12 protein-coding genes are annotated in these 11,108 nt (G+C 66.0%); 7 read left to right on the forward strand and 5 right to left on the reverse strand.

The features are described from left to right. Positions 1-17: 17 nt before the first annotated feature. Entirely contained in the window at positions 18-494 is a 477-nt protein-coding gene (locus ACFTR6_RS20515; RefSeq protein WP_377959278.1) for a hypothetical protein, read from the reverse strand. 266 nt (positions 495-760) lie between these two features. Between ACFTR6_RS20515 and ACFTR6_RS20520 the strand changes: the two genes are divergently transcribed. Next, positions 761-1,498, forward strand: coding sequence for a hypothetical protein (locus tag ACFTR6_RS20520; protein ID WP_377959279.1), 738 nt, complete (start codon positions 761-763; stop codon positions 1,496-1,498). Positions 1,499-1,503: 5 nt separating this feature from the next. Here ACFTR6_RS20520 and ACFTR6_RS20525 read toward each other — a convergent pair whose 3' ends face one another. Further along, the gene (locus tag ACFTR6_RS20525) at positions 1,504-1,881 is read right to left on the reverse strand and encodes a TfoX/Sxy family protein (RefSeq protein ID WP_377959280.1); all 378 of its coding nucleotides are present in this window, start codon (positions 1,879-1,881) and stop codon (positions 1,504-1,506) included. 129 nt (positions 1,882-2,010) lie between these two features. On the opposite strand from ACFTR6_RS20525, the gene ACFTR6_RS20530 reads away from it, so the two are divergent. The 3 genes from ACFTR6_RS20530 to ACFTR6_RS20540 all read left to right on the forward strand — a co-directional run bounded on the left by ACFTR6_RS20530 (position 2,011) and on the right by ACFTR6_RS20540 (position 5,094). Further along, a complete protein-coding gene (locus ACFTR6_RS20530; RefSeq protein WP_377959281.1) occupies positions 2,011-3,309 on the forward strand; it encodes a phosphoribosyltransferase family protein in 1,299 nt (432 codons plus the stop codon). 207 nt (positions 3,310-3,516) lie between these two features. Then, positions 3,517-3,720, forward strand: a complete 204-nt coding sequence (locus tag ACFTR6_RS20535; protein WP_076798513.1) for a cold-shock protein — start codon at positions 3,517-3,519, stop codon at positions 3,718-3,720. Positions 3,721-3,837: 117 nt separating this feature from the next. Then, positions 3,838-5,094, forward strand: coding sequence for a plasmid pRiA4b ORF-3 family protein (locus ACFTR6_RS20540; RefSeq protein WP_377959282.1), 1,257 nt, complete (start codon positions 3,838-3,840; stop codon positions 5,092-5,094). An 11-nt stretch (positions 5,095-5,105) separates the two neighbouring features. Here ACFTR6_RS20540 and ACFTR6_RS20545 read toward each other — a convergent pair whose 3' ends face one another. Further along, on the reverse strand, positions 5,106-6,965 hold the full coding sequence (locus ACFTR6_RS20545) for a tetratricopeptide repeat protein (RefSeq protein ID WP_377959283.1): 1,860 nt from the start codon (positions 6,963-6,965) through the stop codon (positions 5,106-5,108). A gap of 117 nt (positions 6,966-7,082) precedes the next feature. On the opposite strand from ACFTR6_RS20545, the gene ACFTR6_RS20550 reads away from it, so the two are divergent. Beyond that, complete coding sequence (locus ACFTR6_RS20550; RefSeq protein ID WP_377959284.1) at positions 7,083-7,250, forward strand: hypothetical protein; 168 nt, start codon at positions 7,083-7,085, stop codon at positions 7,248-7,250. 105 nt (positions 7,251-7,355) lie between these two features. On the opposite strand, the gene ACFTR6_RS20555 is transcribed toward ACFTR6_RS20550, so the two are convergent. Both ACFTR6_RS20555 and ACFTR6_RS20560 read right to left on the reverse strand, forming a co-directional pair. Then, complete coding sequence (locus ACFTR6_RS20555) at positions 7,356-7,859, reverse strand: hypothetical protein (RefSeq protein ID WP_377959285.1); 504 nt, start codon at positions 7,857-7,859, stop codon at positions 7,356-7,358. A gap of 232 nt (positions 7,860-8,091) precedes the next feature. After that, positions 8,092-8,844: a FadR/GntR family transcriptional regulator gene (locus ACFTR6_RS20560; RefSeq protein WP_087872914.1), complete on the reverse strand. Its 753-nt coding sequence runs from the start codon at positions 8,842-8,844 to the stop codon at positions 8,092-8,094. A 191-nt stretch (positions 8,845-9,035) separates the two neighbouring features. Here ACFTR6_RS20560 and ACFTR6_RS20565 point away from each other — a divergent pair, with 191 nt between their 5' ends. Together ACFTR6_RS20565 and ACFTR6_RS20570 are read left to right on the forward strand one after the other, a co-directional pair. Continuing rightward, a complete protein-coding gene (locus tag ACFTR6_RS20565; protein WP_076798508.1) occupies positions 9,036-9,581 on the forward strand; it encodes a gluconokinase in 546 nt (181 codons plus the stop codon). A gap of 59 nt (positions 9,582-9,640) precedes the next feature. After that, on the forward strand, positions 9,641-11,044 hold the full coding sequence (locus ACFTR6_RS20570) for a GntP family permease (RefSeq protein ID WP_377959286.1): 1,404 nt from the start codon (positions 9,641-9,643) through the stop codon (positions 11,042-11,044). The last annotated feature ends 64 nt before the right edge of the window (positions 11,045-11,108 follow it).

Consider the following 11,108-nt stretch of genomic DNA (forward strand, 5'->3'; position numbering starts at 1 on the left):
GCTTCACCTTCTCCCTGTCAGCCAGCGGTGAGGAGCAGTCCGAGCAGCGAGCCGTACACCAGGTGGGCCGCCAAGGCTACTGCCGGCGTCTGGATCCCGTAGTTCAGGCCGAGCAGGCCCGGCGGTTCGAGGGCTGAACGGCTGGCCGGGCCGGCCCTGGTGCTGGCCATCCTCGGATGAATGCCCGGCAGCAGGGGCAGGATGACGGTCAGTGCGACGGCGACGTGCAGGAGGCCCAGCAGTGCGCCGATCCACCACGTGGCTCGGCCCAGCAGAGCGAAAACCGCCGCGTCGCCGAGGGCGAAGACCTGGCCGGCCGCGAGGTGGATGAAGAACCCGGCCACCCGCGCCTTGTCCGGATCCGGCGTGACGAGGCTGCCCAGGACCAGCGGCAGGTCGAGCCTTGTCCAGCCGGCCATCTGGCAGGCGATCAGCACCGCGGTCAGGGCAGTGGTGGCGAGGAGCCCAAACAGCGCCCAGCCTTGCCAGTCCATCTCAACCGCCGCCCTGCTGCTTGCCGGTGCGGCGTGCTTGTGCCTGTTCCATGGCGCACCTTCTAAAACTAAGTTATCTAATTTTAGAATGCCCGTGGGTGGCAGGCAAGGGGTGGGCGCCGGCCGGGATCATGGCCTGGGAGGTGTCCGCATTGGGGTCTTCTGGTTCCGGGCGGGCTGCACTACCTTTTTCCCATGGCCATGGGCAAGCAACGGTGCTCTGACCCTGAACAGGAATTTCTACTCAGAAGGAGTGGGAAAAGGTCATGTTATTGCGAACCAAAATATTCCTCGGTGTTCTCGTCCTGCTGCTGGTTGCCGGCGGGGCGGTCTTTTTTTACAACGACAACATCAAAAGAAGCAGGGCCGGGGAGTACAACCCGCAGATCAGTCCGGCGGATTTCACCACCGACATCACCAACAAGTACTTCGCCCTCCCGGTCGGCAAGAAAATGACGTATGAGACGACGGCGGGAGGCAGAGTCACCGAGCGGATCGAGATCGAGATCCTGCCGGAGAAGATGCAGATCGAGGGCTTCGAGACTGTGGTCTATCTGGACAAGGAGTACAAGAACGGCCAGCTGGTAGAGGAGACCAGGGATTACCTGGCGCAGCATAAAAACGGGGACGTGTGGTACTTCGGGGAGGACGTGAACAATTACTGGAACGGGATCCTGATCCACCATGCGGGCAGCTTCCTGCACGGAAAGGACGGGGCGAAAGCCGGCATCTGGATGAAGGCCGACCAGCGCGTCGGCGATTCCTACCGCCAGGAGTTTTACATCAATAACGCGGAGGACATAAGGGACACCATCGCCACCGGCCAGGCCGTCACCACCAAGGCCCGCAAATACACCGACTGCGTGAAGGTCCTCGACTGGACGCCGCTGGAGAAGAACGCTCGGGAGCACAAGTACTACTGCCCCGAGGTCCGCTCGCTGGTCCTCATCGAGGACCTGGAGAGCGGCAGCCGCTCAGAACTGGTGGACGTGGTCCAGCCTTAGCTCCGTTACTTTTTGGGGGCCTTGGCCTTCGGTTCCTTGGGCGGCAGCCCTGCCACGAAATTGAAGGCCTTGGTTACCCAGGCCCTGGCCCGCGTGGTGTCGCCGTCGCCCTCTTCGTTCCAGATTTCCGGCAGCCCGGTATAGCCGCCCATCGGACGCTCCGCCGGGCCGAACGGCACAGTCCGCTCCGACGACTCGAGCATTTCACGGTCCTCGTCCGAGAGCTTGACTCCGATGGTCGGCCCGAACAGCCCGGCGAACATGTTGCCATTGACGAACGCGCCCAGGTTCCCGAACATCGGCTTCACCACCACCTCGGGATCCGGCGGCAGCGCGGCCCGGAAGCGCTCCTTGTCGGCCTCGGTGGCTTTGGGCATTTCCATGGTTCCCCCTCCGGTAGGGCCGGCTTCCAGATCTTCCCTTGAAGGCATTGGCGGAAGGGCGTTGACTGGAATTGCTGGTGCTGGTGATGTTACTCGCGTTGCCGCCTCTGAAGGGAGGGATCACCCTCGATGTTCGAGTTCCTGGACAGGGCCGATGCGGGCCGGCGGCTGGGAGACAGGCTGGCCGGGCTGCGGGGCCAGGATACGGTGGTGCTGGGGTTGCCCCGCGGCGGTGTTCCGGTTGCCGTCGAGGTGGCGAAAGCACTCGATGCCCCGCTGGATGTGATTGTTGTGCGGAAACTGGGGGTTCCGTTCCAGCCCGAGGTTGCCATGGGGGCCATCGGAGAGGGAAGCGCCCGGGTACTTGATCAGCGCGTGATCGCCACATACCGGCTCACTGAACGGGATGTGGGAGCAGTCGAACGCAAGGAGCGGAAGCTTCTGGAAAGCTGGCTGGCCAGGTATCGCCGCGGGCGGACGCACAGTGACTTGCACGGCGTCACGGCCATCATCGTCGACGACGGCCTGGCCACCGGCTCGACGGCGCGCGCAGCATGCGAAAGGGCCAGGCAACTCGGCGCGGCAAAGGTGATCCTGGCCGTGCCTGTTGCTCCCGCCCGGGTGCTCGCCTCGCTTACTGAACCGGACGACGTCGTGTGCCTGGTACCGGCCACGATGTTCCACTCCGTGGGCTATTACTACCGTGACTTCGCGCCGACGGAGGACGACGAGGTTCTGCGGATGCTCGACGCCGCGGCCCGGCCACCGCGCCGGCCTCTTCAGGCAGCGGGGGATGCCGGAATCGAGGAGGAAGTGGACATACCCTGCGGAGAGGTCCGGCTCCGCGGCAGCCTGCACCTGCCCTCACCCTGTGAGGCCGTCGTCGTCTTCGCCCACGGCAGCGGCAGCAGCCGTCACAGCCCCCGTAACCGGTACGTGGCGTCGGTCCTCCATGACGCCGGCCTGGGCACGCTGCTGCTTGATCTGCTTACGCCGGCCGAGGAACCGGACCGCGCAAACGTGTTCAACATTGCCCTGCTCGCCGGGCGCCTCGCGACTGCAAGCCGGTGGCTGGTCGCGAGGCAGGCCACGTCGTCGAGCCGGATCGGCTATTTCGGGGCCAGCACAGGAGCAGGCGCCGCCCTGTGGGCCGCGGCTGAAGCCGATGCGCAGGTGGCCGCCGTCGTTTCCCGCGGGGGCCGTCCGGATCTGGCCGGCGAGAGGCTTGCCGCGGTGCGTGCCCCCACCCTGTTGATTGTCGGCGGAGCCGACTCCCAGGTCCTCGACCTTAACCGCCAGGCCATGGCCCTCATGGAGGCGCCCACCCGCCTGGAGATCATCCCGGGGGCCGCACACCTCTTTGAAGAACCGGGAACGCTCGCCAAGGCAGCCGAGTTGGCCGCCGAGTGGTTCACGCAGTACCTCTGATGTGGCCGAAAGGTTGTTCCTGCAAGTTTGGCGCGGTGGCGGGCGGATCTCCTGTAGAGTTAGTCACGTTGTTGTGTTTGCATTTGGTAGTTCAGGCAGTACGCGCGGTCGAAAGTCCGCGTTCTTCTGAAGTAGCGGTTTTGAACACCCCACACCGGAGGACCCGAAAGTCGGGAACCATCCTCCACCTTCACGAAGGACAAAATAATGGCTACTGGCACCGTCAAATGGTTCAACGCTGAAAAGGGCTTCGGCTTCATCTCCCCGGACGACTCTTCCCAGGACGTTTTCGCGCACTACTCCGCGATCAACTCCTCCGGCTTCCGCTCCCTCGAAGAGAACCAGAAGGTTTCCTTCGAAACCGAGCAGGGCCCCAAGGGTCCCCAGGCCGTGAACATCCAGGCTCTCTAATTTCCTAGAGTTCCCGGACCGTTAGGTTCCGAACAGGGTCCGCCAAATTTGGCGGGCCCTGTTTTCGTTGATCGAGCGCTTCGACGCCACTGTCATCTCGCTGGAAGAATGGCCATCATGCACTCCACCGACGCCGTCCCCGCCTTCGACCTGCGCGTCAGTATTCAGGGCACCGACCCGGAGATCTGGCGCAGGCTTCAGCTGCCGGCGGACCTGACTGTTCCCCAATTCCATCTCGCTGTCCAGGCGGCCTTCGGCTGGGAGGACCGGCACCTCTACGGCATCCGGTACGCGGACCGAAAAGGCAAGCCAGCGGTTCTCGCCGGGCCGGACTACGAAACGGAAGAAGCTGAGGCCGCGGCGGTTTCCCGCGTCGTACTTTCGGACCTTCTGGACGCGAAACAGCCGGGAAGGTCCCGCATTGAGTACGAGTACGACTTTGGTGACTGCTGGACGCATGAGGTGGAACTTCTGGGCGCCGTCGACCTTGCTGCCGGGGAGTTGGTCTGCCTGGAGGGTGCCAGCCGGGGTCCCGTGGAAGATTCGGGTGGTGCGGCCGGCTACATACGGCTGGTGCAGATCCTGGCGGACGGGAACCATGCCGAGTACGCGGACGCGGACAGCTGGGTCTTTCAGCTGACCGGCCTGAGCGGCCGCCAATTCGATGCATCAGCCTTTGACGTTCACAACGTAAACCGCAAGCTGCGGAACCTCAGCCTTCAATGGTGGCCACAGCCGCTCACGGACGAGGACCGCGATGCCGTGCTGCGGCCGGTCCGCTGGCTGCTGGAGCAGGCGTCGCCCGACGGCGTGGAACTCACCAAGGACGGCTACTTGAAACCAGCCTTGGTGCGGCGGGCCCTGGAGGAACTCGGCTGGAGCGACTTGGTGGTGGGCAAGGCGAACCGGGAGGCGCACGCGGTACCCGTCATGGAGCTCCGGGAGCACGTCATCAAATGGCGGCTGCTCAGGAAACTGAAGGGCCGGCTGGTGCTGACACCCGCCGGCAGGCGGGCCCTGGAGCGGCCGGCAGACCTGTGGGATCTTGTCATCGACAAAATCGGCAGGCCGGAACATGACGCCGTCTACCTCGTCACCCGGCTCTACGCGTTCTGGCATCTCACCGGCATCGCCCCGCCCTGGAACCGAAAGGTGGAAGCGATCCGCGCTGCCCTGGAGGCCGCCGGTTTCGTTACCCGCTCCGGCCACGCCATACCCGAGGCGTGGGCATCGGACATCAACCAAACCGTCAGGCGTGCGCTTGGCTGCCTCCAACTGATGGAACCGCGGGAGACCGGATGGCGGCAACGGCTGCTGACCGACGGCGGCGTGAAGTTTTTCCTGGAAGTCAGCCAAGTGCTGAATGACCGCTGACTGAGCTGACTTCAGAGCTGCCCGCGCGCCGCGAGGAATGCGGTCAGGGCGGGGTTGTCGATCTGCTTCGCCAGCCAGGGAACGGCCTGGGCTGCAGCCTCATCGCCGAGCACGGCGCGGTGGGACTGCGCCCGCACCACGAACTCACGCATTCCGCTCCGGCTCGCGAGTGCCCCGAGCCTCTCCACCACTTCTTCAGTCCGCTCATCCCTTGCGGCGATGGCCACTTCCGCGGCGACGTCCAGCAGCCGGGCCGAATACCAGAGGTACCAGGGTTTGGGCTGCATCCCTCTGTCCACCCAGTGCTGCGCCGCGGCGAGGTCGCCGTGTGCCAGGAACAAGCGGGCTTCCGCCCCCGCCGCGAGGGCCATGTAGCAGTGGTCCCCGGCCAGGTCCGCCAGCACCCACGACCTGTCGATCATTTCCGCGGCGGCCTCGAGATCACCTGCCGCCAGGTAGGTTTCTCCGCGCACTCCTGCCACAAAGGGTTCGAACGCCGTCCAGTGCTCGGCCAGAATCCACTGCAGTGCATGGTCCAGCGGCTCGACCGCCTGTTCCAGCTCGCCGCGCAGCAGCCACACCCGCCCCAGCAGCGCGCTGCTGAACGCCAGTTGCCGGCGGTTCCGCAGCTCCCGCGCCAGCCGGATGGACGCAGTCAGCACATCTATCGCATCCCCGTACCTGGCGGTGTCCGAGGCCAGCATGCCCTGGATCGCCAGGACCCGTGCCTGCTCCTCGGGGAATCCGGCAGCGGCCGAACTTGCCCGCTGCAGCCAGCCCGCTGCCCGGTCCGGAACGCCGCGCTGGACGGACAAGTACCCCAGCTCGCGGTAGGCGGCCGCGGACGTGGGGGACGCGCCGTCGTGTTTTTCCGACGGCGACGCGTCCGACGGCGGCTTGCCCGGCGGCGTGCCGGCCGCCGGTGCTTCCGCCGACAGCGCCCGGTGCAGGAAATCCGCCACCTCCGCACCGCGGCCGCCCGCCTGGTGGATCATCGCCCCGGCCAGCGTCACCAGCGACTCGGCCAGCAGGTGCCTGTCCGGCGTGCGTTGGGCCAGGACGACGGCGAGCCGCAGCTGGTCCAGCCCCCGGTCCACGGCCCCGGCCAGCAGCGAGGCTCCGCCGGCGTCGAGGTAGGACCGCACCGTGGTAGCCGTGGCGGGGATCCCCGGGTCGGTCTCGGGTTCCGCGCCTGCCAGAGCGCGGCGGATCTCGGGCGGCAGCGGCAGATTCAGTTCGTCGCGGTACAGGTCGGCGCACTGCGCCACGTGCTGCCGTGCGCGCCGGTGCTCGCCGGCCGCCACCAGTGCCTTGACCAGCACGGCGTTGCAGTCTGTGTGGAAGGGGTCGCGCCGCAGCACACGCGAGGCAAGCTCAGCTGCCTCCCGCGGATCGCCGGAGGCCAGCGCCGACACCGAGGATTCGTACAGCAAAGACTGCGCGCAGTTCTCCAGCCGGTAGCGCTGGTCCGCCAGCCAAGAATCGAAAACCGGGCAGTCGGCGAAGGACAGGCCCTCCAGCAGCTGGCCGTTCAGGCTGCGCGGGTCCGGGCGGGGGAGCGCACCCGATGAGACCAGTTCGACGGCGTCGCACCGCCACGGCGGCTGCAGCGCCAGCCGGACCGGATCGCCGTCGAACGTCACGCCGGCAAGTGTCCGCCGAAGCTCCGAGAGGTTCCAGCGCAGCGCGCCGAGGGGATCCGCCGCATCCGGGAACAGCAGGGTTGCCAGCCGCGACCGCCCCGTGCCGTCCGGCTGGAGCGCAAGGTAGGCCAGCACGGCCCAGGCCTTGCGGCCCCGGGGCTGCGGGGGAGCGGTTTCAGTGGACTCGATCGCCGGCGGACCGAGGAGCCGAATGGTGCTTTCGGCCATACGCGCCATTGTAGCCCCGGCCCTCCACGGCGTCAGCGGGCCTTCACACGCTTGCTCACACGCCCGCTCCGGACACTGAAGTCATCCCATCCGCCCACACCACGAGGCACAAACACCATGGCACTGCTCGTTATCCTGCTTCTCATCGGACTCTGGGTTGTCACGGCCACCGTCCGATCCGTCCTCACCGACGGCCGGGGACACAGCCCCAGCATCCGCTCCCATAAGTCGTGGGAAGCCGGTGACCTGCCCAGCGTTCCGTACTCCAGCGCACGGCTCTGGTAGCGCGGCCGCCGGCCAGCTGGAAGCACGACGGCGGGAGGCCGGCAAGATTGCCGGCCTCCCGTCAGTTTCGGTCATCTAGGGCACTCGGCTATTTACGGCATTCGGCTACTTGCGGCATTTAAGGTCCGGATTGTAGGCAGCAAACATGCCGTCAGGATTCTCCCGCCACACCCAGGCATGCAGGGCGAAAGTCTTGGGGAACGGCCCGTTGTCGAATTTCACGCCCGCAATCACGGGGCGCTTCTTCGCCGTGGAAAGGAATTCAACGGCAACCAGCTTGTACCGTCCATGTCTGTTGGGCATGTACACGAGTATTTCCGGATGGTGTGCGTCAGTCTTGGCATCGATCAGGGAGTTCTTGGCGTAGTGGAATCCCATCGCGCCAACACGCGCCTTCTCGACGCATCCCGTCACCTTCTTGTAGCCGTCCTCCATCGCTTCATCCAGCGAACGGTAGTCCTCCGTGACATCCCTCAGCGTCTCGACGAGATCGCGCTGCTGGGAGGTCAGCTTGGAGTCATCATCATCATCGTCATGAAGCACGGAGCTGCCGGCGGCAGTCCCGGGCAAGGATCCTGCTGCCAAGACAGCAGCCGCGACCAGGGACATCAATCCTGTTCTGGTCCTGCACAACATTTTCTTCCAACCCTCTGAGACCGGTGTTTCCATTTCGGTAAGGGTGCGAGGCGGTGGACCAGCCCGGCCCACCTTCGCCAGGATGCCGGCAACCCCTTAGGGCCCAGCCGGTGAATTACCCGCCCGCGTGCACGGCACGTGAAAGATTGAGCGGGGTTAAATTATGTTCCGGCCCAGGAGATTCGACAGGCTCGGTTTCAAAAGTTCAGCCAGCGGCGGGGGCCAGATGCAGCCCCATCGCCTCACGCACCTCGTCGAGGATGTGGTGCATGGCGACCTCGGCAGCCGTGGCGTCCCCGCCGGCCACCGCCGCCGCCACTTTCTCGTGGGCGTCGAGCGCTTCGGGCCGGGGCTTGAACGGCATGAGGCCCTGTTTCGTCCGGCTGGTCAGCACCTCGGCCACCATCTCGTCGAGGGCCGAAAACATCTCGTTGCCGCAGCTCTTCAGGAGCAGCCGGTGATAGGCGATGTCGGCCTGGAGGAATGCCTCCAGCTCGCCCGCTTCACCCAGCCGCCGCAGGTCCGCGGCCAAGGCCACGAGCTGGCTGCGCTCTGCCGCGCTGGCCCGGCGGGCGGCACCGGCCGCCGCAATGGGCTCGACGGCGATGCGCAGCTCCGTGAGACTGGCGTACTGCTGGGCGCGGCGTTCCGACGCGAGGCGCCAGCGGACCAGCTTGGGATCGTAGACGTTCCAGAGCTGCGGGTCCTGCACCACGATGCCCACCCGCCGGCGGGAGTAGACGAGGTTCATCGATTCGAGGACCTTCATGGTGTCCCGGGCAACAGTGCGGGAAATGCCGTACTCCTGCTGGAGGCCCTCGAGGGTCAGGCGGCTTCCCGGCGCGAGGCTGCCGGAGGCGATGGCCACGCCCACAGCGTCAAGCACGCGTTCATGCATGGCGGGTGACAACCCGCCGTCGGACGCGTTATCCGCGTGGTCTTCTGTCGCCGTCGACATGATCCTGCCTTCCCTCAGCGCGCCGAGCGCCTCTCCAGAGTACCGGAAGAAAAAGAAAAGGTATGACCTGTGACACGAAAAGATAGTATCTTTTGGATGAATTGGTGATACCTTATTCCCAGCGCAGACCGAGTAGGGCTGCAGATTGAGCTTCTTCCACAAGCCAAAGACGTCTTCTTCGGAGGTAAAACATGCAGTATCCAGCCACGCATCTGGTGGTCATGGGCGTTGCCGGTTCGGGCAAGTCCACGATCGCCGCGGCCCTGTCCAAGCACCTCGGCTGGGCCTGCGCCGAGGCCGACGAATTCCACCCCCAGGCCAACATCGACAAGATGAGCCAGGGCATTCCGCTGCAGGATGAGGACCGCTGGCCATGGCTGCAGCAGATCCAGGACTGGATGACCGCCCAGGCGCGGGACGGCCACAGCACCGTACTCACGTGCTCCGCGCTCAAGCAGAGCTACCGGCAGCTCCTGGCCAAGGCCGAAGGCCGCGTCATCTTCCTCCACCTGCACGGCGAGGCGGACCTGCTCAGCGAGCGCATGCAGGGACGTGAGGGCCACTTCATGCCGCCCACGCTCCTGCCCAGCCAGCTCGCCACGCTGGAGCCCCTCACCGACGCGGAAGTGGAGGCCGGAAGCCTCCGCCTCGACATCACCCGCACCCCGGAGGAACTCATCCAGTCCATCCTGGCCGCGCTCAAGCTCTCCCCGGACCAGGCACCTCCTGCCAACTAGTCGCCCCTTCACTCTCTTTCTATCCCCACCCCCCAAGAAATCTGTTTCAAAGGAGAACCATGACCATCGAAGGATGGACTCAAACGCTGGGCGCAGGACCGCTGCTGCTCATCGCGGCCGCGGCGATCGGCGTCCTGCTGTTCCTGATCATCAGGCTGCGCATGCATGCGCTGCTCGCCCTGATCGTGGTCAGCCTTGCCACGGCCTTCGCGACCGGAATCCCCGCCAACCAGGTGGTGCCGGTGCTGATCAACGGTTTCGGGACGACCCTCGGGACCGTGGCACTGCTCGTCGGCCTGGGCGCCATGCTCGGCCGCATCGTGGAAACCAGCGGCGGCGCCAAGGTGCTGGCCGACTACCTGATCGGCATCTTCGGTGAGAAGCGCGCCCCCTTCGCGCTGGGCCTCGCCTCGCTCATCTTCGGCTTCCCCATCTTCTTCGACGCCGGCCTCGTGGTCATGCTCCCCGTCGTTTTCGCCGTCGCCCACAGGCTGGGCGGGGGAGTGCTGCGCTACGGCCTCCCGGCCGCCGGCGCATTCTCCGTGATGCACATCTTCCTGCCGCCGCACCCGGGCCCGGTCTCGGCGTCGGCCTTCTTTGAAGCGAACGTCGGCCTGGTGACCATCGCCGGCCTGCTCACCGCCATCCCCACCTGGTACGTCACCGCTTACCTGTACGGCCTGTGGACCGGCAAGAAGCTGGTGCTTCCGGTGCCGGAGCTCCTCGGCCACGCCTCCGCCGAGGCCGAATCACACCCGCCGCGCTTCCGCACCGTCATCAGCCTGCTGCTCCTGCCGCTGGTCCTGATCTTCATGAACACCGGCCTGAACACCTTCGCGGCCTCCGGCGTCCTGCCCGAGACCGTCAAGGAAGAGCAGTGGTTCCAGGTGCTGCGCACCCTCGGCGAAACCCCGGTGGCCCTGCTGATCTCCGTCCTCGTGGCGATGTTCGTCCTCGGCGCCCGCCGCGGTGTTCACAACGGCGCCCTCGAGAAGCTGCTCGAATCCTCGCTGGGACCGGTCTGCTCGGTCATCCTGATCACCGGTGCCGGCGGCATGTTCGGCGGCGTGCTGCGCACCTCCGGCATCGGCGACGCGCTGGCCGACGTGCTGGGCAACATGGGCATTCCGCTCATCCTGGCCGGCTTCCTGATCTCCTCGATCCTGCGCATCGCCCAGGGTTCCGCCACCGTGGCCCTGACCACCACCGCGGGGCTCATCGCCCCCGCCGTCGCATCCGCGGGACTGAACGGCATGCAGATCGCCGCCATGGTGATCGCCGTGGCCGCCGGTTCCGTGGTGGTCTCGCACGTGAACGACTCCGGCTTCTGGCTGGTGGGCCGATTCTTCGGCATGGACGTCAAGACCACGCTGAAGACCTGGACGGTCATGGAAACCTTCATCGGCGTCATGGGCTTCGCCATCGCCGCAGTCATCTTCCTGGTGGCCGGGCTGGCGGGCTAGCTCCCTCTCCGCTATACCACGACGGCGGGAGGCCGGCAGATCTGCCGGCCACCCCCCCTCGTAC

Source organism: Arthrobacter sp. NPDC057009, from assembly GCF_042673905.1.
Taxonomy (GTDB): Bacteria; Actinomycetota; Actinomycetes; order Actinomycetales; family Micrococcaceae; genus Arthrobacter.